Annotated in this window: 22 protein-coding genes and 1 riboswitch; of the genes, 20 read left to right on the top strand and 2 right to left on the bottom strand. The window is 72.9% G+C overall.

Annotated features, from left to right (window positions below):
• The first annotated feature begins 3 nt into the window (after positions 1-3).
• The 11 genes from K7B10_RS09230 (at position 4) to K7B10_RS09180 (ending at position 12,847) form a co-directional block, all read left to right on the top strand.
• Positions 4-885, top strand: a complete 882-nt coding sequence (locus K7B10_RS09230) for a glycosyltransferase family 2 protein (protein ID WP_267501820.1) — start codon at positions 4-6, stop codon at positions 883-885.
• A 129-nt stretch (positions 886-1,014) separates the two neighbouring features.
• On the top strand, positions 1,015-1,950 hold the full coding sequence (locus K7B10_RS09225) for an ABC transporter permease (protein ID WP_229335557.1): 936 nt from the start codon (positions 1,015-1,017) through the stop codon (positions 1,948-1,950).
• Positions 1,943-2,725: an ABC transporter ATP-binding protein gene (locus K7B10_RS09220; protein ID WP_229335555.1), complete on the top strand. Its 783-nt coding sequence runs from the start codon at positions 1,943-1,945 to the stop codon at positions 2,723-2,725. Before K7B10_RS09225 ends, K7B10_RS09220 begins: the two co-directional genes overlap by 8 nt.
• A gap of 331 nt (positions 2,726-3,056) precedes the next feature.
• Complete coding sequence (gene hpnC, locus K7B10_RS09215; RefSeq protein ID WP_229344875.1) at positions 3,057-4,001, top strand: squalene synthase HpnC; 945 nt, start codon at positions 3,057-3,059, stop codon at positions 3,999-4,001.
• Positions 3,998-4,969, top strand: a complete 972-nt coding sequence (gene hpnD, locus K7B10_RS09210; RefSeq protein WP_372481391.1) for a presqualene diphosphate synthase HpnD — start codon at positions 3,998-4,000, stop codon at positions 4,967-4,969. Before hpnC ends, hpnD begins: the two co-directional genes overlap by 4 nt.
• 151 nt (positions 4,970-5,120) lie before the next feature.
• Complete coding sequence (gene hpnE, locus K7B10_RS09205) at positions 5,121-6,500, top strand: hydroxysqualene dehydroxylase HpnE (RefSeq protein ID WP_229335552.1); 1,380 nt, start codon at positions 5,121-5,123, stop codon at positions 6,498-6,500.
• Between the two features lie 50 nt (positions 6,501-6,550).
• Positions 6,551-7,651 carry a polyprenyl synthetase family protein gene (locus K7B10_RS09200; protein ID WP_372481390.1) on the top strand — a complete coding sequence of 367 codons (1,101 nt, stop codon included), beginning with the start codon at positions 6,551-6,553 and terminating at the stop codon, positions 7,649-7,651.
• Positions 7,652-7,768: 117 nt separating this feature from the next.
• Positions 7,769-9,727 carry a squalene--hopene cyclase gene (shc, locus tag K7B10_RS09195; RefSeq protein ID WP_229335550.1) on the top strand — a complete coding sequence of 653 codons (1,959 nt, stop codon included), beginning with the start codon at positions 7,769-7,771 and terminating at the stop codon, positions 9,725-9,727.
• A complete protein-coding gene (locus tag K7B10_RS09190) occupies positions 9,727-10,434 on the top strand; it encodes a phosphorylase family protein (RefSeq protein WP_229335547.1) in 708 nt (235 codons plus the stop codon). The genes shc and K7B10_RS09190 overlap by 1 nt, the downstream gene beginning before the upstream one ends.
• Positions 10,435-10,439: 5 nt before the next feature.
• Positions 10,440-11,468: an adenosyl-hopene transferase HpnH gene (gene hpnH, locus K7B10_RS09185; RefSeq protein WP_229335545.1), complete on the top strand. Its 1,029-nt coding sequence runs from the start codon at positions 10,440-10,442 to the stop codon at positions 11,466-11,468.
• Positions 11,465-12,847, top strand: coding sequence for an aspartate aminotransferase family protein (locus K7B10_RS09180; RefSeq protein WP_229335543.1), 1,383 nt, complete (start codon positions 11,465-11,467; stop codon positions 12,845-12,847). The genes hpnH and K7B10_RS09180 overlap by 4 nt, the downstream gene beginning before the upstream one ends.
• A 29-nt stretch (positions 12,848-12,876) precedes the next feature.
• Here the strand turns inward: K7B10_RS09180 and K7B10_RS09175 are convergent, their stop codons facing one another.
• Entirely contained in the window at positions 12,877-13,695 is an 819-nt protein-coding gene (locus K7B10_RS09175) for a tyrosine-protein phosphatase (protein ID WP_229335542.1), read from the bottom strand.
• Between the two features lie 311 nt (positions 13,696-14,006).
• Positions 14,007-14,184, top strand: a riboswitch (cyclic di-AMP (ydaO/yuaA leader).
• A gap of 2 nt (positions 14,185-14,186) precedes the next feature.
• Here K7B10_RS09175 and K7B10_RS09170 point away from each other — a divergent pair.
• The 9 genes from K7B10_RS09170 (at position 14,187) to K7B10_RS09130 (ending at position 21,986) form a co-directional block, all read left to right on the top strand.
• Entirely contained in the window at positions 14,187-15,194 is a 1,008-nt protein-coding gene (locus K7B10_RS09170) for a M23 family metallopeptidase (protein WP_229335540.1), read from the top strand.
• A gap of 166 nt (positions 15,195-15,360) precedes the next feature.
• Entirely contained in the window at positions 15,361-16,146 is a 786-nt protein-coding gene (locus tag K7B10_RS09165) for an SGNH/GDSL hydrolase family protein (protein WP_229335538.1), read from the top strand.
• A 226-nt stretch (positions 16,147-16,372) separates the two neighbouring features.
• Complete coding sequence (locus tag K7B10_RS09160; RefSeq protein WP_229335536.1) at positions 16,373-17,572, top strand: MBL fold metallo-hydrolase; 1,200 nt, start codon at positions 16,373-16,375, stop codon at positions 17,570-17,572.
• A 238-nt stretch (positions 17,573-17,810) separates the two neighbouring features.
• Complete coding sequence (locus K7B10_RS09155) at positions 17,811-19,478, top strand: sensor histidine kinase (RefSeq protein ID WP_229335535.1); 1,668 nt, start codon at positions 17,811-17,813, stop codon at positions 19,476-19,478.
• Between the two features lie 35 nt (positions 19,479-19,513).
• The gene (locus K7B10_RS09150) at positions 19,514-19,942 is read left to right on the top strand and encodes a roadblock/LC7 domain-containing protein (RefSeq protein ID WP_229344872.1); all 429 of its coding nucleotides are present in this window, start codon (positions 19,514-19,516) and stop codon (positions 19,940-19,942) included.
• Between the two features lie 23 nt (positions 19,943-19,965).
• Positions 19,966-20,355, top strand: coding sequence for a DUF742 domain-containing protein (locus K7B10_RS09145; RefSeq protein WP_229344870.1), 390 nt, complete (start codon positions 19,966-19,968; stop codon positions 20,353-20,355).
• Positions 20,333-20,962: a GTP-binding protein gene (locus K7B10_RS09140; RefSeq protein WP_229335534.1), complete on the top strand. Its 630-nt coding sequence runs from the start codon at positions 20,333-20,335 to the stop codon at positions 20,960-20,962. The genes K7B10_RS09145 and K7B10_RS09140 overlap by 23 nt, the downstream gene beginning before the upstream one ends.
• A complete protein-coding gene (locus tag K7B10_RS09135; RefSeq protein WP_229335533.1) occupies positions 20,959-21,510 on the top strand; it encodes a GAF domain-containing protein in 552 nt (183 codons plus the stop codon). The genes K7B10_RS09140 and K7B10_RS09135 overlap by 4 nt, the downstream gene beginning before the upstream one ends.
• A 116-nt stretch (positions 21,511-21,626) precedes the next feature.
• Positions 21,627-21,986: an MmcQ/YjbR family DNA-binding protein gene (locus K7B10_RS09130; protein WP_229335532.1), complete on the top strand. Its 360-nt coding sequence runs from the start codon at positions 21,627-21,629 to the stop codon at positions 21,984-21,986.
• Here the strand turns inward: K7B10_RS09130 and K7B10_RS09125 are convergent.
• The gene (locus K7B10_RS09125; protein ID WP_229335531.1) at positions 21,983-22,882 is read right to left on the bottom strand and encodes a transketolase family protein; all 900 of its coding nucleotides are present in this window, start codon (positions 22,880-22,882) and stop codon (positions 21,983-21,985) included. The two genes, K7B10_RS09130 and K7B10_RS09125, sit on opposite strands and share 4 nt — an antisense overlap.
• Positions 22,883-22,892: the final 10 nt, after the last annotated feature.

The raw sequence follows: 22,892 nt of genomic DNA, 5'->3' as shown, positions 1-22,892 counted from the left end.
CCGATGCGGCTGGGCGCCGTGATCATCACCATGGGCAACCGCCCCGACGAGCTCAAGGCGCTCCTCGACTCGGTCGCCCGCCAGGAGGGCGACCCGGTCGAGGTCGTCGTCGTGGGCCAGGGGGTGCCGGTCACCGGGCTGGAGGGTGTGCTTCCGGGCCTGCGCACCGTCGAGCTTCCCGAGAACCTGGGCATCCCCGGCGGCCGCAACGTCGGCATCGAGGCCTTCGGCCCCGGCGGCGGCGATGTCGACGCCCTGCTCTTCCTCGACGACGACGGGCTGCTGGAGCGCACCGACACCGCCGAGCTGTGCCGTCAGGCCTTCGCCGAGGACCCGAAGCTCGGGATCGTCAGCTTCCGGATCGCCGATCCGGAGTCCGGCGAGACCCAGCGCCGGCACGTGCCCCGGCTGCGCGCCTCCGACCCGATGCGCTCCTCCCGCGTGACCACCTTCCTGGGCGGCGCCAATGCCGTCCGCACGTCGGTGTTCAAGCAGGTCGGAGCGTTGCCCGGGGAGTTCTTCTACGCGCACGAGGAGACCGACCTGGCCTGGCGGGCGCTCGACGCAGGGTGGCTGATCGACTACCGGGCGGACATGGTGCTCCTGCATCCGACGACCGCCCCCTCCCGGCACGCGGTCTACCACCGTATGGTTGCCCGTAACCGGGTGTGGCTCGCCCGCCGTAACCTGCCTGCCCCGCTGGTCCCGGTCTACCTGGGCGTCTGGCTCCTGCTGACGCTGTTGCGCAGGCCCTCGGTGCCGGCGCTCAAGGCCTGGTTCGGTGGGTTCAAGGAGGGATGGACCACCCCCTGCGGTCCCCGGCGCCCCATGAAGTGGCGTACGGTCTGGCGGCTGACCCGGCTGGGACGACCGCCTGTCATCTGACACGCTCGCGTCTGAGAAAATTCGTGACCCCGGGACGTACGCGGTCACGGAACATGCATGATCACGGGCCGAGCGCCCCAGGCCCGATGCCACCTTCTGCCGCATCTTGAAGACGGAAAGTTTCAACTTGTGAGTGACACAACCCAGGATGGCGCCCTCGCCACGAGCAAGCCGCCGTCCGAAGACGCGGGGCTGGCCCCCGCGGAGCTCGCCAGGAAGTACGGCCTGTCCGTCAGTGGTGCCCGGCCGACCCTGGTCGAGTACGTGCGGCAGCTCTGGGACCGGCGCCACTTCATCATGGCGTTCTCCCGGGCCAAGCTGATGGCCCAGTACAGCGAGGCGCGGCTCGGCCAGATCTGGCAGGTGGCGACCCCGCTGCTCAACGCTCTGGTGTACTACCTGATCTTCGGCCTGATCATGAACGCGGGCCGGGGGATGGAGAAGGGGGTCTACATCCCCTTCCTGGTGACGGGCATCTTCGTCTTCACCTTCACCCAGAGCTCGCTGATGGCGGGAGTCCGGGCCATCCCCGGCAACCTCGGCCTGGTCCGCGCCCTGCACTTCCCGCGCGCCTCCCTGCCGATCTCCTTCTCGATGCAGCAACTCCAGCAGCTGCTGTACTCGATGATCGTCGTGGTGGTCGTCACGGTCGGCTTCGGCAACTACCCGAGGCTGTCGTGGCTGCTGGTCATCCCGACCCTGGCGCTCCAGTTCGTCTTCAACACCGGCCTCGCGCTGGTCTTCGGGCGGATGGGTTCCAAGACCCCCGACCTCGCGCAGCTGATGCCGTTCATCACGCGTACGTGGATGTACGCCTCGGGCGTCATGTTCTCGATCAGCGGGGCGCTCGAGGACAGGCACGTGCCCGCGTGGGTCACGGACGTGCTCCAGTGGAACCCGGCGGCGATCTACATGGACCTGGTCCGGTTCGCGCTGATCGACGACTACGGCCGGGAGAACCTGCCGCCGCACGTCTGGGCTTTCGCCGTCGGCTGGGCCGTCGTGATCGGCCTCGGCGGTTTCGTGTACTTCTGGAAGGCTGAGGAGCGTTACGGCCGTGGCTGAGATCAACCGGGGCAACGTCCCCACCGTCATCGCCGACGACGTGCACATCGTCTACCGCGTCAACACCGGCAGCTCCGGCAAGGGCAGTGCCACCGCCGCGCTGAGCAAGATAATGCGCCGGGGCAAGGGCGATGCGCCGGGCGTCCGCCGGGTGCACGCCGTGCGCGGCGTGTCCTTCACCGCGTACCGCGGCGAGGCCATCGGCGTCATCGGCTCCAACGGCTCCGGCAAGTCCACCCTGCTGCGCGCCATCGCGGGCCTGCTGCCCTGCGAGTCCGGCAAGGTCTACACCGACGGCCAGCCCTCGCTGCTGGGCGTCAACGCCGCACTGATGAACGACCTCACCGGCGAGCGCAACGTGGTCCTCGGCGGTCTCGCGATGGGAATGAGCCGCGAGCAGATCCGGGAGCGCTACGAGGACATCGTCGACTTCTCGGGCATCAACGACAAGGGCGATTTCATCTCCCTCCCGATGCGCACGTACTCCTCCGGTATGGCGGCGCGCCTGCGTTTTTCCATTGCCGCGGCCAAGGACCACGACGTTCTGATGATCGACGAGGCCCTGGCCACCGGTGACCGGAAGTTCCAGGTGCGTTCCGAGGAGCGCATCCGCGAACTGCGCAAGCACGCCGGAACCGTTTTCCTGGTGAGCCACAACAACAAGTCCATCCGCGACACCTGCAGCCGCGTGCTGTGGCTGGAGAAGGGTGAACTGCTGATGGACGGGCCCACCGAGGAAGTCGTCTCGGCCTACGAGAAGGCGACCAGCGCCTGACCGCGGTCCTCGCCGGCCCCCGTCGCTCCGAGCGGCGGGGGTTTCGGCTTGTCGGCCGACATTCGGTGGCCGAGCGAATACCCGAGAGGCTGCCGCGGCGTTGTACAGCGTAAGCTGGAGCAGTCCTGAATCACGCCAGAGGGGACGATTCCCCGCAGGTGAACGGCCCGGGGTACCCCGGGGAAAGTCCGGCGGCGTGTCCGAAATAGGATGTATTGGGTCGGCAGTGTAGAACGGGAGACGTGACGGCAATGGCTACGGGAATTCTCCGGCCCCCAGGCATTACGGCCGTCCCCCGCGCGGGCGGCGGGCGGTGACCCCCGGGCACGGTATCCGGCCCGGCGGGGACGCGGCCCCCACAGCCCCCGACGCCCGAGCCCACGCGTACGCCACCCTCGGCAAGGCGCGCTCGGAGAACTTCCCCGTCGCCCCGTCCTTCCTCCCGCGCGCCTGGCGCGACGGCCTCATGGCCGTCTACGGGTACGCCCGCCTGGTCGACGACATCGGCGACGGCGACCTCGCCCCCGGCGGACACGACGCGGTGCTCCTCGGCCTCGACCCGTCCGCCGCGGACGAACCGCTCGCGATGCTCGACGCCCTCGAAACCGACCTGCACCGCGTCTTCCGGCGGACCGGCGGCCCCGACGGCCCCCCGCGCCACCCCCTCCTGCAGGCGCTCCAGCCGGTGGTCCGCGCCCACGGCCTCACTCCCGAGCCCTTCCTCGGGCTCATCGAGGCCAACCGCCAGGACCAGCGCGTCACGCGCTACGCGACGTACGGCGACCTCCTCGCGTACTGCGAACTCTCCGCGAACCCGGTCGGCCGCCTCGTGCTGTCCCTCACCGGCACCAGCACCCCCGAGCGGATCCGCCGCTCCGACGCCGTCTGCACCGCCCTCCAGATCGTCGAACACCTGCAGGACGTCGCGGAGGACCTCGGCCGCGACCGGATCTACCTCCCGGCCGAGGACATGCGCCGCTTCCACGTGGCCGAAACCGACCTCAAGGCCCACCGCGCCGGCGCGTCCGTACGCTCCCTGGTCGCGTTCGAAGCGGAACGTGCCCGGGACCTCCTGAATGAAGGCACCCCGCTCGTGGGTAGCGTGCACGGCAGACTCCGGCTGCTGCTCGCGGGCTTCGTGGGAGGAGGGCGCGCCGCCCTGCGAGCCGTCACCGCCGCCGGCTTCGACGTACTTCCCGGCCCGCCCAAGCCCACCAGGAGCGGCCTGCTCCGCGAGGTGGCCGCCGTCCTGCGCACAGCGCCGAGAAAGGGGTGAGCCCGACCGTGGAGGGTTCCGCACACACGTCCGCACCGTCCGCAGCGGTCCTGGCGGCGTACAGCTACTGCGAGGCCGTCACCGGTTCCCAGGCGCGCAACTTCGCGTACGGCATCCGGCTGCTGCCCTCCGACAAGCGGCAGGCGATGTCCGCGCTGTACGCGTTCTCCCGGCGCGTCGACGACATCGGCGACGGCACGCTCGCCCCCGAGGCCAAGTTCGCCCGGCTCGAGGAGACCCGCGCCCTGCTCGGCCGGATCCGGGCCGAGGAGATCGACGAGGACGACACCGACCCGGTCGCCGTCGCCCTCGCCCACGCCGCCCGGCGCTTCCCGATCCCGCTCGGCGGCCTCGACGAGCTCATCGACGGGGTCCTCATGGACGTCCGCGGCGAGACCTACGAGACCTGGGACGACCTCAAGGCCTACTGCCGTTGCGTGGCAGGAGCCATCGGGCGGCTCTCCCTCGGCGTGTTCGGCACCGTGCACACGGGCGGCCTCGGCGCCCCCGACGCCGCGCGCGCCGGCGAGTACGCGGACACCCTCGGCCTCGCCCTCCAGCTCACCAACATCCTGCGCGACGTCCGCGAGGACGCCGCCAACGGGCGTACGTACCTGCCCGCCGAAGACCTCGCCAAGTTCGGCTGCTCGGACGGGTTCGGCAGTGATCGGATGCCCGCCGGAGCCGACTTCGCCGGGCTCGTCCACCACGAAGTCCGGCGCGCCCGCGCCCTGTTCGTCGAGGGCTACCGGCTGCTCCCCATGCTCGACCGGCGCAGCGGCGCCTGCGTCGCCGCGATGGCCGGCATCTACCGGCGCCTGCTCGACCGGATCGAGCGCGAGCCCGAGGCCGTGCTCCGCGGCCGCGTCTCGCTGCCCCCGCACGAGAAGGCGTACGTCGCCGTGCGCGGCCTGTCCGGCCTCGACGCCCGCACCATCTCCCGCCAGAGCACGCGGAGGCGGAGCTGATGGGCCCGAGGCAGACGCCGCGCACCACGACGCGGACTCCGAGGCCGCACGGCCGGCGGGCAACCCCGGCCGGGCCCACCGCGTCTCACCGTGCGGGCTCCGCCCGGACGGCCGCCCCGGCGGGCCGCACGCGTACGACGGGGGAGGCCGCATGAGCGCGACCGAACAGCGCGCCGTCGTCATCGGCGGCGGGCTCGCCGGCGTGACGGCCGCACTCGAACTCGCCGACGCCGGACTGCGGGTCACCCTGCTCGAAGGCCGCCCGCGGCTCGGCGGGCTCGCCTTCTCCTTCAAGCGCGGCGACCTCACCGTCGACAACGGCCAGCACGTCTACCTGCGCTGCTGCACCGCCTACCGGTGGTTCCTCGACCGCGTCGAGGGCACCGCCCTCGCCCCGGTCCAGGACCGGCTCGACGTACCCGTGCTCGACGTCGCCCACCCCGCCGGGCCGCGCCTGGGCCGGCTGCGCCGCAGCGCCCTGCCCGTACCCCTGCACCTGGCCGGCTCCCTGGCCCGCTACCCGCACCTCTCGCTCGCCGAGCGGGCGAGCGTCGGGCGCGCAGCCCTCGCGCTGCGCCGGCTCGACCCCGCCGATCCGGCCCTGGACGGCGTGGACTTCGCGACCTGGCTCGGCCGCTACGGCCAGAGCCCGCGCACCATCGAGGCCCTGTGGGACCTCGTCGGCATCGCCACCCTCAACGCCACCGCCGGCCAGTCCTCGCTGGGCCTGGCCGCCATGGTCTTCAAGACCGGCCTGCTCTCCGAGAACGGCGCCGCCGACATCGGCTGGGCCACCGTCCCGCTCGGCGACCTGCACGACGCCCTCGCCCGCAAGCAGCTCGACGCGGCCGGCGTACGCACCGAACTGCGCACCCGCGTCACGTCCGTCAACCGTGCGCAGGACGGGAGCTGGCGGGTCGACACCGAGGGCGGGTCCCTCGAAGCCGCCGCGGTCGTCCTCGCCGTCCCGCAGCGCGAGGCGCACGCCCTGCTGCCGCCCGGCGCCCTCGCCGACCCGGACAAGCTCCTCGACATCGGCACCGCGCCGATCCTCAACGTCCACGTCGTCTACGACCGCAAAGTGCTCAAGCAGCCCTTCTTCGCCGCGCTGGGCTCCCCGGTCCAGTGGGTGTTCGACCGCAGCGACGCCTCCGGGCTGGCCGACGGCGGCCAGTACCTGGCGCTGTCCCAGTCGGCCGCCCATGACGACATCGACGAGCCCGTCTCGGTGCTGCGCGCCAAGTACCTGCCCGAGCTGGAACGGCTGCTGCCGGCCGCCCGGGGCGCCAAGGTACGGGACTTCTTCGTGACCCGGGAGCGGACCGCAACGTTCGCCCCCACCCCCGGCGTCGGCCGGCTGCGCCCCGGGGCGCGGACCGACACGCCGGGCCTCTACCTCGCCGGTGCGTGGACCGCCACCGGTTGGCCCGCGACCATGGAGGGCGCTGTCCGCAGCGGACTGAGCGCGGCGCACGCCGCGCTCGCCGCACTCGGCCGCCACCGGGAGCACCCCCTGCAGGAGGCGGCATGACGACCACCAGCACGACCGCAGCAGCACGTACAGGACACAGAGGAGAGCCAGTGAACCCGGGGAATCCGGCTGTCGAGAACACGGACGCCGGCAACGGCGCAGCCGGAGGGGGCGTCGAGAAGGCGGACACGCTCGCACTTCTGGAGCGCGGCCGCGCGCTGTCGACCCCCGTGCTCCGCGCCGCGGTCGACCGGCTCGCGGCGCCCATGGACACCGTCGCCGCGTACCACTTCGGCTGGATCGACGCCCAGGGCAACGCGGCGGACGGCGACGGCGGCAAGGCCGTGCGCCCCGCCCTCGCGCTGCTCTCCGCCGAGGCCGCCGGGGCCTCCGCCGAGGTCGGCATCCCGGGCGCCGTCGCCGTCGAGCTCGTCCACAACTTCTCGCTGCTCCACGACGACCTGATGGACGGCGACGAGCAGCGCCGCCACCGCGACACGGTGTGGAAGGTGCACGGCCCGGCGCTGGCGATCCTGGTCGGCGACGCCCTGTTCGCCCTCGCCAACGAGGTCCTGCTGGAGCTCGGCACCGTCGAGGCCGGCCGCGCCGCGCGCCGCCTGACCACCGCCAGCCGCAAGCTCATCGACGGCCAGGCCCAGGACATCTCCTACGAGCACCGCGAGCGCGTCAGCGTCGAGGAGTGCCTGGAGATGGAGGGCAACAAGACCGGCGCCCTGCTCGCCTGCGCGGTCTCCATCGGCGCCGTCCTCGGCGGCGCGGACGACCGTACGGCCGACAAGCTGGAGGAGTACGGCTACCACCTCGGCCTCGCCTTCCAGGCCGTCGACGACCTCCTCGGCATCTGGGGCGACCCGGAGGCCACCGGCAAGCAGACCTGGAGCGACCTGCGCCAGCGCAAGAAGTCCCTGCCGGTCGTCGCCGCCCTCGCGGCCGGCGGGCCCGCCTGCGAGGAGCTCGCGAAGCTGCTCGCCGCCGACGCCAAGAGCAACGACTTCGAGAACTTCTCGGAGGAGGAGTTCGCGGCGCGCGCCGCGCTCATCGAGGCCGCGGGCGGGCGCGAGTGGACCGCCGAGGAGGCGCGCCGCCAGCACGCGATCGCCATCCGCGCCCTGGACGACGTCGACATGCCCCAGCGGGTGCGCGAACAGCTCGTCGCCCTCGCCGACTTCGTCGTCGTGCGCAAGAGGTGACCGCCACCCGAGCAGGGATATGACGCGCGAGTCGCCGGCCGGCGCCGCCTGACAGCAGCGCCCGGCCGACGGCATACCCCAGCACAGCAGAGGACCACTGCCACGTAAGGGGAAGCCATGACAGCGACGACCGACGGCGCCGGTGCCCCCGGCGCCGATCCGGATTTCACCACCCCGGACACGATGCGGGGTGCGCAGGAGGCCGTCGCACGGGCGACCCGGCACCTGCTGGCCCGCCAGGACGCGGCCGGGTGGTGGAAGGGCGACCTGGAGACCAACGTCACCATGGACGCCGAGGACCTGCTGCTGAGGCAGTTCCTCGGGATCCGGGACGAGGCCACCACGCAGGCCGCCGCCCTGTTCATCCGGGGAGAGCAGGGCACGGACGGCACCTGGGCCACCTTCCACGGCGGACCGCCCGAACTCTCCGCCACCATCGAGGCGTACGTCGCCCTGCGGCTGGCGGGCGACGCGCCCGACGCCCCGCACATGGCCCGCGCCTCGGCCTGGATCCGGGCCCACGGCGGGATCGCGGCCGCCCGCGTCTTCACCCGCATCTGGCTGGCCCTGTTCGGCTGGTGGAGCTGGGACCACCTGCCCGAACTCCCGCCCGAGCTGGTCTTCCTGCCGCCGTGGGTGCCGCTGAACATCTACGACTTCGGCTGCTGGGCCCGCCAGACCATCGTCCCGCTGACCGTGGTCTCCGCGAAGCGGCCCGTCCGCCCGGCCCCGTTCGCCCTCGACGAGCTGCACACCGACGCGCGGCGCCCGTACCCTCCCGCCGTCCGCCCGGCCCCGCTGGCCAGTTGGGAGGGGGTCTTCCAGCGGATGGACAAGGCCCTGCACGTCTACCGCCGGTTCGCCCCGCGCCGGCTGCGCAAGGCCGCGATGGACGCCGCCGCCCGCTGGATCATCGAGCGCCAGGAGAACGACGGTTGCTGGGGCGGGATCCAGCCACCCGCCGTGTACTCCGTCATCGCCCTGCACCTGCTCGGATACGACCTCGGCCACCCCGTGATGCGGGCCGGACTGGAGTCCCTGGACCGGTTCGCGGTGTGGCGCGAGGACGGCGCCCGGATGATCGAGGCCTGCCAGTCCCCGGTCTGGGACACCTGCCTCGCCGCCATCGCCCTGGCCGACGCGGGTCTGGCGCCCGACCACCCGGCCCTGGTGAAGGCCGCCGACTGGATGCTCGGCGAGGAGATCGTGCGCAGCGGGGACTGGGCGGTGCGCCGGCCCGGACTCGCCCCGGGCGGCTGGGCGTTCGAGTTCCACAACGACACCTACCCCGACATCGACGACACCGCCGAAGTGGTGCTCGCGCTGCGCCGGATCAGGCATCCGGAGCCGGCCCGGGTCGAGGCGGCCATCGCCCGCGGGGTGTCGTGGAACCTCGGGATGCAGTCGAGGAACGGCGCCTGGGGCGCCTTCGACGCCGACAACACCAGCCCCTTCCCGAACCGGCTGCCGTTCTGCGACTTCGGCGAGGTCATCGACCCGCCGTCGGCCGACGTCACCGCCCACGTGGTGGAGATGCTCGCCGTGGAGGGCAAGGCGGCCGACCCGCGGACCCGGCGCGGCATCGCCTGGCTGCTCGCCGAACAGGAGCCCTCCGGCGCCTGGTTCGGCCGCTGGGGCACCAACTACGTCTACGGGACCGGCTCGGTGGTCCCGGCCCTGGCGGCCGCGGGCTTCGCCCCGGCGCATCCCGCGATCCGGCGGGCCGTGCGCTGGCTGGAATCCGTACAGAACGAGGACGGCGGGTGGGGCGAGGACCAGCGCTCCTACAGGGACCCCGAGTGGGCCGGGAAGGGGGCCTCGACCCCCTCGCAGACCGCCTGGGCCCTGATGGCCCTGCTCTCCGCGGGGGAGCGCGACGGCAAGGCCGTGGAGCGAGGCGTCGCGTACCTGGTGGAGACCCAGCGGGGGGACGGCTCCTGGGACGAGCCGTACTTCACCGGCACCGGCTTCCCCTGGGACTTCTCCATCAACTACCACCTGTACCGGCAGGTCTTCCCGCTCACCGCGCTCGGCCGCTACCTGTACGGGGAACCCTTCGCGCCCGGGGCGTCCTGATGGCCGCGGCCCACCGGGCCGAGGGCCCCGGACCGTACGAGCCGCCCGGCCCGGCCGGGCCGCCGGCGCCACTGCTGGTCGCCTGCGCGCTGCGCATCGAGCAGGTCGCCCTGCGCAGCGGCGGCGGCCGCGGCGCCGCCCGCCCCGAACCGGGCTACTCGGTGCTGCGCACGGGCATGGGCCCGCGCGCAGCCGAGCGGGCGGTCGGCCGGGCGCTCGCCGAGCCGGGGCTGCGCCGGGCCCCCGTCCTCGCCACCGGGTTCTGCGCCGGACTGGTCCCCGGCATGAGCCCCGGCGACCTCGTCGTCGCCGAGGAGACCCGGGATCCGCGGGGCACCGTCACGTGCGCCGGCACCGCCCTGCTCGCCGAGGCGCTGGCCCGGGCCGCTCCGGGCCGGACCGTGCACACCGGCGCACTGACCGGATCCGACCACGTCGTCCGCGGCCAGGAACGCGCCGAGCTGCGCGCCACCGGCGCCATCGCGGTCGACATGGAGTCCGCGGCCACCCTTTTGACGGCCGTGGGGGCCGCCGCCGATGGCTGGAACCGTCCGGTTGCGGCCGTCCGGGTGATCGTGGACGCTCCGGAGCATGAGCTCGTCCGCATCGGCACGTTGCGCGGTGGAATATCGGCCTTCCGCGTATTGCGTGCCGTACTGCCCGCGTTTTATGAATGGCACCGTTCTTCGCTGCTCCCCAGGAGGTGAGCCAGATGGCCATGCCGCTGCGACAGTCCATCAGGGTCGGGACGTATCTTCTCGAACAGAAGCTCCGCAAGCGTGAGAAGTTCCCGCTGATCGTCGAGCTGGAACCGCTCTACGCCTGCAATCTGGCCTGCGAGGGGTGTGGGAAGATCCAGCACCCGGCGGGCGTGCTCAAGCAGCGCATGCCGGTGGCCCAGGCGGTCGGTGCCGTCCTGGAGTCCGGCGCGCCCATGGTGTCCATCGCGGGCGGCGAGCCCCTGATGCACCCGCAGATCGACGAGATCGTCCGCCAGTTGGTGGCCAAGCGGAAGTACGTCTTCCTGTGCACCAACGCGATGCTGCTGCGCAAGAAGATCGAGAAGTTCACCCCGTCCCCGTACTTCGCGTTCGCGGTGCACATCGACGGGCTGCGCGAACGCCACGACGAGTCGGTGGCCAAGGAGGGCGTCTTCGACGAGGCGGTCGCCGCCATCAAGGAGGCGAAGAGGCGCGGGTTCCGGGTCACCACCAACTCCACCTTCTTCAACACCGACACCCCGCAGACGATCATCGAGGTGCTCAACTACCTCAATGACGACCTCAAGGTCGACGAAATGATGATCTCGCCCGCCTACGCCTACGAAAAGGCACCCGACCAGGAGCACTTCCTGGGCGTCGAGCAGACCCGGGAACTCTTCAAGAAGGCCTTCGCGGGCGGAAACCGGCGGCGCTGGCGGCTCAACCACTCCCCGCTGTTCCTCGACTTCCTGGAGGGCAAGGCGGATTTCCCCTGCACCGCCTGGGCCATTCCGAATTACTCCCTCTTCGGCTGGCAGCGCCCCTGCTATCTGATGAGCGACGGCTACGTGCCGACGTACCGGGAGCTGATCGAGGACACCGACTGGAGCAAGTACGGCCGCGGGAAGGACCCGCGCTGCGCGAATTGCATGGCGCACTGCGGCTACGAGCCCACCGCCGTCCTCGCCACGATGGGCTCCCTCAAGGAATCCCTGCGCGCCGCCCGCGAGACGGTCTCGGGGAACCGGGAGAAGCAGTGACCGGCTTCGACCTCCGCGCCCTGCTCGACGAGCGGGGCGGGGAACGGTACGAGCTCCACGCGCGCCACCTCAACCACCAGCTGCCCCGGATGCTGCACACGATCGGCTTCGACAAGGTCTACGTGCGGGCCGAGGGCGCGCACTTCTGGGACGCCGAGGGCAACGACTACCTGGACATGCTGGCCGGGTTCGGGGTCATGGGCCTGGGCCGGCACCACCCGGTCGTCCGCCGGGCGCTGCACGACGTACTCGACGCGCAGCTCGCCGACCTGACCCGCTTCGACTGCCAGCCGCTGCCCGGGCTGCTGGCGGAGAAGCTCCTCTCGTTCAGCCCGCACCTGGACCGGGTCTTCTTCGGCAACAGTGGCACCGAGGCGGTGGAGACGGCCCTGAAGTTCGCCCGCTACGCCACGGGGCGGCCCAGGGTCCTCTACTGCGACCACGCCTTCCACGGGCTGACGACGGGCTCGCTGTCGGTCAACGGGGAAGGCGGGTTCCGGGACGGTTTCGCGCCGCTGCTGCCCGACACGCAGATCGCCCTCGGGGACCTGGCGGCCCTGGAGCGGGAGCTGAAGCGCGGCGACGTCGCCGCCTTCGTCGTGGAACCGATCCAGGGCAAGGGCGTACTCGCGGCCCCGCCCGGATTCCTGCGCGCGGCGCAGGAGCTGCTGCACCGGCACAAGGCGCTGCTGATCGCGGACGAGGTGCAGACGGGCCTCGGCCGGACCGGTGATTTCTACGCCTACCAGCACGAGCCGGGCGTGGAGCCGGACCTGGTGTGCGTGGCCAAGGCCCTCTCGGGCGGCTACGTACCGGTGGGTGCGACCCTGGGCAAGGACTGGATCTTCAAGAAGGTCTACTCGTCGATGGACCGGGTGCTCGTGCACTCCGCCAGCTTCGGCTCCAACGCGCAGGCGATGGCGGCCGGGCTCGCGGTGCTCTCCGTCATGGAGGACGAGTCGGTGGTCGCGAACGCGCGCGCGACGGGCGATCTGCTGCGCGGGCGGCTCGCGGCGCTCGTGGACGAGTACGAGCTGCTCCACGAGGTGCGCGGGCGTGGCCTGATGATCGGCATCGAGTTCGGGCGGCCGTCCTCGCTCGGGCTGCGCAGTCGGTGGACCATGCTCCAGGCGGCCCGCAAGGGGCTCTTCGCCCAGATGGTCGTGGTGCCGCTGCTGCAGAAGCACCGGATCCTGACGCAGGTGTCGGGCGACCACCTGGAGGTCATCAAGCTCATCCCGCCGCTGATCGTGGACGAGGGGGACGTCGACCGGTTCGTCGCGGCCTTCCGCGCGGTCATGGACGAGGCGCACGGCGGGGGCGCCCTGATGTGGGACTTCGGCAGGACGCTGGTGAAGCAGGCCGTCGGCGGCGGCTGACGGCCTGCTTCCGTTCCGGGCGGCCGGGCTCAGTCGAGCAGCCGCGCCCGCAGCCGGTCGAGGGTCTCGGGCGTGAGTCCGAGGCCCTCGGCGAGGTACCGCTCGACCCCGCCCCAGTGCTCGTCGATGGCGTCGAAGGCGGCCGTCAGGTACTCGGCGCGGGCGTCGAACAGCGGCGAGAGCAGCTCCATCACCTCGGGGGAGCGGGCCTCGGGCGCATCGCTGCCGCGGCGGACGCGGTAGCGGCGGTGCGGGGCGTTGGACTCCAGGTAGTCCGCCACGATCGCCTCCCGCTCGACGCCCAGCGCGAGCAGGGTGACGGCGATCGACAGGCCGGCCCGGTCCTTGCCGGCCGCGCAGTGCATGAGCGCCGGAACGCTGTCCCCGGCGAGGGCGTGCAGGACCCGGCCGTGCTCGGCGGTGCGCTTCTCGATCATCGTGCGGTACGAGGCGGTCATCCGGGCGGCGGCCTTTCCGTCGCCGAGGAGCCCGCGGAGCTGCTCGACGTCGCCGTCGCGGACCATCTTCCAGAATTCCTTGCCGTCGGCCGGGTCCGACAGCGGGATGTTGACGTTCCGTACGCCGGGGAGCTCGACGTCGGGCCCCTCCAAGGCGTGGTCGGCGTTGTTGCGGAAGTCGAAGACGGTGTGCAGGCCGAGCGACGCCAGGAATTCTGCATCGGTTTCGGTGGCATGTGCCAGATGTCCGCTACGGAACAGTTTTCCCGGCTTGACCCGCCGACCGTCGGCGGTCGGGAGGCCGCCCACGTCACGGAAGTTGCGCACTCCCGAGAGCTCGGGCTCCGGTACGGGCTCCGTCCGCGGGGGCCGGGGTATCTGCTGGGTCACGGGAACTCCTCCGCATCGTCGTGGTGTGTCCGAATTACACTACTTGGGGCCAACTTGCCATAACCGGAGGCGAGATCGGGCGCGGCCCCGTGAGCCAGATCATACGGTGACCGTGAGTGCCTGATCGTCGAAGTCGAATGGCCCGGCCGGAGGGGTTGTTGGCTTCGGGGAATGGACGGAGGGTGACCGGAATTCCGGCGGATTCCCGGTTCTGTGAATCCGTCAGGAAATTCGTGGCTTGTTCGGTGTGGCTCAACTCGATTACCTTCGCGATCGATCCGGATGGACCGCCGAATCCTGCCGCCGTCCGGAAACCGCACCCGACTATTCACGCGCGCGGCAGGAGCGGGGGAACCAGGTAGGCCGCTGTTCCCGATCTTTCGCATCGGGGCAGCTCGGGGTGAAGCCGTTCGTGTCCTGTTCACGGACGGCCGGACATCTCCAGTCCGAACCCGACAGCTCACCTCGCAGGCGACGGAGAGGAATTCGCCATGCCCGCAAAGGGTAAGCACCGACGTCCCAAGTCCCGTTCCGTGGCGCGCGGCTTCGCCGTCGCGGGCACCGGCGGTGCGGCCCTCGCGCTGCCGCTGCTGGGTGCCGCCGGCGCCCAGGCGGCCGGAGCCCCGGCCGCCGCGCCCGCCGCCGCTCCCGTGCAGGCGCCGCAGCTTCCGGCGGCCCCGCAGGCCGCGCCCGCCGCCGTCGCGCAGGGCTCGCCCGCCACTTCGGCCGTCTACACGGTCGTTCCGGGGGACTACCTCTCCAAGATCGCCCAGGACCGCCACCTCTCGGGCGGCTGGCAGCAGCTGTACGCCGACAACCGCGAGGCCGTCGGCGCCGACCCCTCGCTGATCCACCCCGGGCTGAAGCTGACCCTCGCCGCGAAGGGCGCGGCGGCCGCGGCTCCCGCGGAGCAGGCGGCCCCGGCCCCGGCGAAGAAGGCCCCGGCCCCGGCGAAGAAGTCCTCGGCCGCGAACTCGACGGCGGACTCGGCCCCGAAGGAGAAGGGCTCCGCGGCCGCCGCGCCGGCCGCTGCCCCCGCCGCCGCTCCCGCCAGGAAGTCCGCCGCCAAGCCCGCCGCCGCGGTGAGCGCCGCCGGCTTCGTCGCCCCCGTCGGCGGTGGCGGCATCTCCACCCAGTACAGGACCCCCGGCGCCATGTGGTCCAGCGGTTACCACACCGGCGTCGACTTCATCGCGAGCTCCGGCACCACCGTCCGCGCCGTCGGCGCGGGCACCGTGGTCTCCGCGGGCTGGGGCGGTGCGTACGGCAACGAGGTCGTGATCCGGCACGCGGACGGCAAGTACTCCCAGTACGGCCACCTGTCCCAGCTCTCGGTCTCGGTCGGCCAGAGCGTCACCGGCGGCCAGACCATCGGCCTCTCCGGCTCCACCGGCAACTCGACCGGCCCGCACCTGCACTTCGAGATCCGCACCGGGCCGTCCTACGGCTCGGACATCGACCCGCTGGCCTACCTCCGCTCGAAGGGCGTGAGCATCTGACGGCTCCCGCCGTCGGAGAGGCAGCCGGACGCGTGAGGCCGGGACCCGAGGGGGGTCCCGGCCTCACGCGCTGTTATTCCGTACCGACCGGGTGGTATAGATCACGGCCCGTCAACCCCTGCCTACGGTGGCGTAGGTCACGTGCCGGGGTGAAGGATGTGTTCTCGTGGCAGCGACGAAGACGACACTCAAGACCATCGGCTCGTACGCGGCGATCGGGGACAGCTTCACCGAGGGTGTGGGGGACCCGGGACCCGGGGAGACCTTTCTCGGCTGGGCGGACCGGCTGGCCGTACTCCTGGCCGATCAGCGCGAGGAAAACGAATTCCGGTACGCGAACCTGGCCGTGCGGGGACGCCTCCTCGACCAGATCGTGGCCGAGCAGGTCCCGCGGGCCAAGGAGCTCGCACCCGACCTGGTGAGCTTCTGCGCGGGCGGGAACGACATCATCCGGCCCGGCAGCGACCCGGACGACGTGGCGGAGCGGTTCGAGGCGGCGGTCGCCGACCTCACCGGAGCGGTCGGCCAGGTCATGATCACCACGGGCTTCGACACCCGCGGCGTGCCGGTCCTCAAGCACCTGCGGGGCAAGGTGGCGACGTACAGCGCGCACGTGCGCGCCATCGCCGACCGGTACGACTGCCCGGTGCTCGACCTGTGGTCGCTGAAGTCCGTACAGGACCGGCGGGCCTGGGACGACGACCGGCTGCACCTCTCACCGGAGGGGCACACCCGGGTCGCGCTGCGCGCCGCCCAGGTGCTGGGGCTTCAGGTGCCGGCCGATCCCGACCAGCCGTGGCCGCCCCAACAGCCGCGCGGCTCGGTGGACGTGACCCGGGACAACATCCAGTGGGCGCGGGAGTACCTGGTGCCGTGGATCGGGCGGCGGTTGCGCGGGGAGTCCTCGGGGGACCACGTGGAGGCGAAGCGTCCGGACCTGCTGCCGCTGTAGCGCGCGGGAGGGGGCCGGGGGACCGGGCCGACGGGGGCGGGGGGGCGGTCGTGAGGCCGGCCGTGAGGGGTGGTCGCGGGGGCGGGCGCGAGAACGGTCGTGGAGGCGGGGCGCGAGAACGGGGGCGCGCGGCGGAATCCTTCGGGGCCGGTGCGCGTTGGCAAGGTGGTAGACCGGTGTTCCGTACGGCCTCACGACCATCCGCCCCATCCTCCCAGGAGGCGCTTTGACCGGCTCCCGTCCCCTGCGTCCTCGGCTGCGCGCCCTGCGGCCCGAAGCCTTCGGCGCGGATCCGTCCGGCGCCCGCCTGGAGCGGATCCGGCGCTCGCCGAACTTCGCCGACGGCGTCTTCCAGAACCCGGTCGGGGCCCGGACCAGGCCCTCCGGCTCCATGATGGAGTTCGCCAAGATCTACTTCCACAAGGAGCAGCGGACCCGGCGCAACCCCGGCGCGCCGATCCCGGTGTATCCGACGACCCTCGCCGAGCTGGCGAAGCCGCCGGTGAGCGGGTTGCGCCTGACCTGGATGGGGCATTCGGGCGTGCTCGCGGAGATCGACGGGCGGCGGGTGCTGTTCGACCCGGTGTGGGGTGAGCGGTGCTCCCCGTTCCCGTTCGCCGGTCCCAAGCGGCTGCACCCCGCGCCCGTACCGCTGGCCTCGCTGGGGCCGGTCGACGTCGTGGTGATCTCGCACGACCACTACGACCACCTCGACCTGCCGACGATCAAGGAGCTGGCCGGGACGGACACGGTCTTCGCCGTCCCGCTCGGCGTCGGCGCCCACCTGGAGCGCTGGGGCGTGTCGCCGGACCGGCTGCGCGAGCTCGACTGGAACGAGGCCACGGAGGTCGCGGGGCTCTCGCTGACCGCGACCCCGGCACGGCACTTCTGCGGGCGCGGCCTGCGCAACCAGCAGAACACCCTGTGGGCCTCGTGGGTGGTCGCGGGCGACGAGCACCGGATCTTCCACAGCGGCGACACCGGGTACTTCCCCGGCTTCGCGGAGATCGGCGCGGCGCACGGCCCCTTCGACGCCACGATGATCCAGATCGGTGCCTACTCGGAGTACTGGCCCGACATCCACATGACCCCCGAGGAGGGCATGCGGGCCCACCTCGACCTCCAGGGCGGGATCCCGCACGGCACGATGCTGCCGATCCACTGGGGCACCTTCAACCTGGCGCTGCACCCGTGGGACGAGCCGGGCGAGGGCACCGTGGCCGCCGCCGAGGCCACCGGGGCGGCGATCGCACTGCCGATCCCGGGCCAGCCGTTCGAGCCGGGCGACGCGGACGCCCCGAGCGAGGCGTGGTGGCGCCCGTTCGTCGCCTCGGCCCCGCCCGTACCGGCGGCGTCGGCCCGCCCGGCCGCCCCCACGCGTCCCCCGGCCGCCGCGCACGAAGAACCGGAGGCCGTCGGCTCGTAGGTGGTGTTCCGGCAGCCGGGGTGGTGCGTCCGGCAGGGCCGCCGTGAATGCGCGCCCCCGGCGGATTCGGGCTGTCGTACGAGCGCTCCGCCGGGAGCGGGAAGCACCCCGGCGAAGTTCCCCAACTGACTGTCAGGGGCGGGATTGTGCGGTCTAGCGTGGGTATCCGGTGATCAACACCGTGATCCACACCGGGCCCCGGAACCCTGGGGGCCCGGGCCCCACGTAGAGGACGCCGATGTCCGGACTCCGCGCCGCCCGCCACGCCCCGTCAAGACACGCCGCCACCGGTCCCGTCCGGCAGATACGCCCCCAGCTGGTCCGCGGCTCCCTGCTGCCCACGCTCGCCGCCGGGCTCAGCGGGGCCGCCGCGGTGATCTTCACCCTCCAGCTGGGCGGCGGCGCGGGGGAGCGGGACGCCCGGCTGTGGCCGGTCCTCGCGGGCTGCGCCCTGCTCGTCGTCGGGGCGCTGGTCGCCGCCCTGCTCGGGGCCCAGCGCTCCGCCAAGGCCGTCCGGGACCGCTGCGAGGCCCTGCGCCGCTCCAGCGTGCGCGGACGCCAGGAGCTGCGGACGGCCGCCGAGCGGCTGGAGCGGGGTGAGCCGCCGGTCCGCCCCGTCCGCGGCGGCCCCACGGGGCCGCCGCCCGGCACCGACCCGGACCGGGTGGACGAGTTCTGGCTGCTCTCCCAGGAGCTGCGCGGCGCCCGCGAGCACGCGCACACGACCCTCGTACGGCTGGCCGGTCCGGCCGCACCGTCCGACAGCGACCGCAAGGTGGAGGTCTTCGTCAACCTCGCGCGTCGGCTCCAGTCCCTCGTGCACCGGGAGATCTCGCTGCTCGACGAGATGGAGGACACGGTCGAGGACCCCGACCTCCTCAGGGAGCTCTTCCACGTCGACCACCTCGCCACCCGGATCCGCCGCCACGCCGAGAACCTGGCCGTGCTCGGCGGCGCCGCCTCCCGGCGCCAGTGGACCCGGCCCATCGACCTGAGCGAGGTGCTGCGCTCCTCCGTCGCGGAGGTCGAGCAGTACACGCGGGTCAAGGTGGTGCCCCCGGCGGGCGGCACCGTGCGCGGCCACGCCGTCGCCGACGTCGTGCACCTGCTGGCCGAACTGGTCGAGAACGCCACGGTGTTCTCCGCCCCCGACACCGACGTGGTGGTGCGCGCCGAGCGGGTCACCGCGGGCATCGCCGTCGAGGTGGAGGACCGCGGGCTGGGCCTGCCGGCCGCGGAGCAGCACCGCATGAACGCGCTGCTCGTCGACCCCGACCAGGTCAGCGTCCGGCACCTGCTCGCGGACGGGCGGATCGGCCTGTTCGTGGTGTCGGCACTGGCCCGGCGGCACGGGATCGCCGTCGAGCTCAAGTCCAACATCTACGGCGGCGTGCTCGCGGTGCTGGTGCTGCCGCAGGAGCTGCTGGGGGCGGAGGCGCCGAGCGCCGGCGACGCGCTCGGGGGCTCCCGGGCCACGTCCTGGGGGACCGGCGACGGGGGCGCCGCGATGCCCCCGCTGGAGCCCGTACGGGTGGCGGTGCCGCGGCCGAAGCCGCAGCCGGAGGTGCGAAGGGAGCCGGATCCGGAGCCGGCCGCACCGGCCCGGGCGGCCCCGCCGCCCCCGCCGCCCGCGCGGCCGGTCGTACGGGAGCCGGTGCCCGCGGCGCCCCCGCCCGTACCGCCGGCCGGCCCTGCCCCGGCGGTGGTGTCCGTACCGGCCGCCCGGACGGATCCCGACCGGCCGACCCTGCCCCGGCGCCGGGCCCAGTACCACCTCGCCCCGCAGCTGCGGGACGCCCCCGCCCCGGAGCCGGCCGACGCACCCGAACAACCCGTGCACGACCCGGGCCTGATGGCAGCCTTCCAACGGGGCTTCGGGCTCGCCCAGTCGGAGGACCAGCCATGACCCCGACCTCTCACCTCGACAAGGAGCGCACCACCATGGGCGGCGAAGCGGCGACGAAGACCAGTCGGCTCTCGGACCTGGACTGGCTGCTCAGCGGCCTCGTCCAGCGGGTCCCCTACACGCGCAGCGCGGTCCTCCTCACCGCCGACGGCCTCGTCAGCTGCGTCCACGGCCTCGACAGCGACAGCGCCGACCACCTGGCGGCCCTGGCCTCCGGGCTGTACTCGCTCGGGCGGAGCGCCGGATCCCGGTTCGGCGGCGGGGCGGAGGTCCGGCAGGTCGTGGTCGAGCTCGACACCGCGCTCGTCTTCGTGTCGGCCGCCGGCGTGGGCACCTGCCTCGCGGTCCTGGCCGACCGCGAGGCCGACGCGGGCGTGCTCGGCTACGAGATGGCGATGCTGGTCAAGAGCGTCCGTCCGTACCTCGCGGCCCCGCCGCGGCGGCCCGTCGGCGACCCGGAGTGATGCGCGCCCGCGCCGCGTACGGCATGGGGGCCCCGCGCGACACGCCCTGGCTCGACGATTCGGCGGGCCGGGTGATGCGCCCGTACACGGCCAGCGGCGGGCGGACCCGCCCGGCCGCCGCACTCGACCTGCTGTCCCTGGTGACCGCGACGGGAGTGCGGCCGCGCGGCCCGCTCGGCGCCGAGCACAGCCTCGCGCTGCGCCTGTGCGCGGGCTCCGCGGCCGTCACCGTCGCCGAGGTGGCCGGACAGCTGCGGCTGCCGGCGGTGGTGGTGAAGGTGCTCCTGTCCGACCTGATGGAATTCGGGGCCGTCACGGCGCAGGCGCCGCGGTTCCCGGGCGGCGGATACGTCGCCGCCGACGACCAGAACCTGCTCCGGGCGGTGCTCGATGGCTTACGCCGACGACTGTGACACCCGTCCCGCCCCCGTCCTGCCCGCGACGCTGAAGATCCTGGTCGCGGGCGGGTTCGGGGCGGGCAAGACCACCTTCGTGGGCGCGGTGAGCGAGATCGAGCCGCTGTGCACGGAGGAGCTGCTCAGCGGGCTGAGCGAGGAACCCGACCCGCTCGACGGGGTCGAGGCGAAGACGTCGACGACGGTCGCGCTCGACTTCGGGCGGATCACCCTGGACGAGCGGCACGTCCTGTACCTCTTCGGGACGCCGGGGCAGGAGCGGTTCTGGTTCCTGTGGGAGGAACTGTGCGCGGGCGCGCTCGGCGCGGTGGTGCTCGCGGACACGCGCCGGCTCGCCGACTGCTTCCCGGCCGTGGACTTCTTCGAACGCCGCGGCATCGGGTTCATCGTCGCCGTCAACGAGTTCGACGGGGGCCACCGCTACACCGCCGGCGAGGTCCGGGAGGCGGTGGGGCTCGGGCCCGAGGTGCCGGTCGTGCGGTGCGACGCGCGGCTGACCAGCTCGGGGACGGGGGCGCTGGCCGCCTTGGTGCACCACCTGCTCTTCACGGCGGCGACGGACCCGGCGAAACCATGGAATCCGGACAGGGGAGAACCGAGATGACGTACTACGAGTCGACCGGACACCTGCTGCTCACGCCGGTGGACCGGGAGGCGCCCGCGCGCACCGTCCGACTGCGCGAACTGGGCCTGGGGGAACGGGCGGACACCGAGCTGGACGCCTTCGCACGGCAGATCGCCGACGTACTGGACGCCCCGTACGCGGGGGTCAACTTCATCGGCGAGGAACGGCAGTTCTTCGCCGGGCTGCACCACGCGCCCAACGCGCCGGCGAGCGGGTACCCGGCGCGGGTGCTGCCCCGGGACCACGGGTACTGCCCGCACGTGGTGGTGCGGCGCCGGGCGCTGGTGCTGGAGGACGTACGGGACTTCGCGCGTTTCGCGGGGAACGCGGTGGTGGACGAGAGCGGGGTCCGGTCGTACGTGGGCGCGCCGCTCACCGACCGGAGGGGTGTGGTCCTGGGCACGGTGTGCGCGGTGGACGTGGAGCCGCGCCGGTGGGGGACGCAGGGGCTGGCGACGGCCAAATCCCTGGCGGCGGAGCTGGTGGAGGTCATCCATGCGCGGGAGGACGGGATGCGGGCGGGGTGACGGCGGGGCGGAGGGCGCGGGCCGGGCCGGCGCCCGCGGGCGGCTGTCAGTGGCCGGCGCTACGGTCGACGACACCGGCCCGGTGCCCGACCGGCGGTGGGGAGAGGAGTCGCGCGATGACCGTGACCGCCGAAGACGTCCGTACGACCGCGCTGTCGCTCCCGGACAGCAGCGAGAAGCTCGCGTGGGGCATGCCCACCTTCCGGGTGGCCGGGAAGATCTTCGCCGCGCTCGGTGAGGACGACGCCTCGATCGGGGTGAAGTGCCCGAAGGAGGACCGCGAGGAGCTGATCGCCGCCGAGCCCGAGAAGTTCTTCCTCCGGGCGGGCCACGACGACAACTACGCCTGGCTCCGGGTCCGCCTCGCGGCGCTGGACAGCGCCGCCGAGCTGCGCGCCATCCTGATCGACTCCTGGCGCCAGGCGGCCCCGAAACGTCTGGCGGCGGCCCACCCGGAACTCGCGGGCACCCCCTAGAGGAACGCGCCGATCCTCTGGCGGAGGGAGTGCGGGTCCAGGCCGTGCGCGGCGGTGTGCTCGTCCATCGTGCCGTAGCGGCGGAGCTCGGCGCGCCCGATGCCGAGGCCGAGGATCCGGTGCGGGACCGCCGACAGGGCCTGGGCGGCGGCCGCGGTGGAGGTCCCGGCCAGGTACGGCTCGACCAGGACGACCTCGGCCCGGCCGCGGCCGACGGCCTCGCGCAGGGCCGCGTCGTCGAAGGGCCGCACGGTGGTGGCGTACAGCACGGTCACGTCCAGCCCCTCGGTAGCGGCGAGCACGTTGTCCAGCAGGGGTCCGACGGCGACGACGACGGCGGCGCCCGGACCTCCCTCCCGTACGGTCCGCAGGCCCACGCCGTCCACCGGGCGCGGGGCGGCGTTCGACTGCTGCGAGAGGCGGACGTAGACCTTGTCGTCCCCGGCGGCGTAGGCGTGGCGCAGCAGCGCCCCGGCCTCGTCCGGATGCCCCGGCACGTGGACCGTCCAGCCGTCGAGCGTGTCCAGCAGGGCCACGTCGCCCGGCGCCATGTGGGTGTACCCGCCGGCCGGCCAGTCGTAGCTGGCGTTCGCGCTCACCAGGACCCCGCCCGTGCCCTGGTGCCCGAAGTCCAGCTTGACCTGCTCGAACGGCCGCTCCACCAGGAAGCTGGCGAAGGTGTGCACGATCGGCCGCAGCCCGGTCAGCGCCAGCCCGCCGCCGACCCCGATGAGCAGCTGCTCCCGGATCCCGACGTTGATCACCCGCTCCGGATGGCGCTGCTGGTCGGGCCGGAACCCGTCCATAGTGATCTCGGCGAGCACGAGCGCGAGGCGCGGATCCTCGTCGAGCGCGCGCGAAGTGACGGACACGAACCGCTCCCGCATGTTGTCCACGGTCAACCCC

Origin of the sequence: Streptomyces flavotricini, from assembly GCF_020639365.1 — a bacterium.
In the GTDB taxonomy this organism is placed as follows: domain Bacteria; phylum Actinomycetota; class Actinomycetes; order Streptomycetales; family Streptomycetaceae; genus Streptomyces; species Streptomyces flavotricini.
Note: the sequence above shows the minus strand (reverse complement) of the source record. Positions and strands in the feature narration are given on the sequence as shown.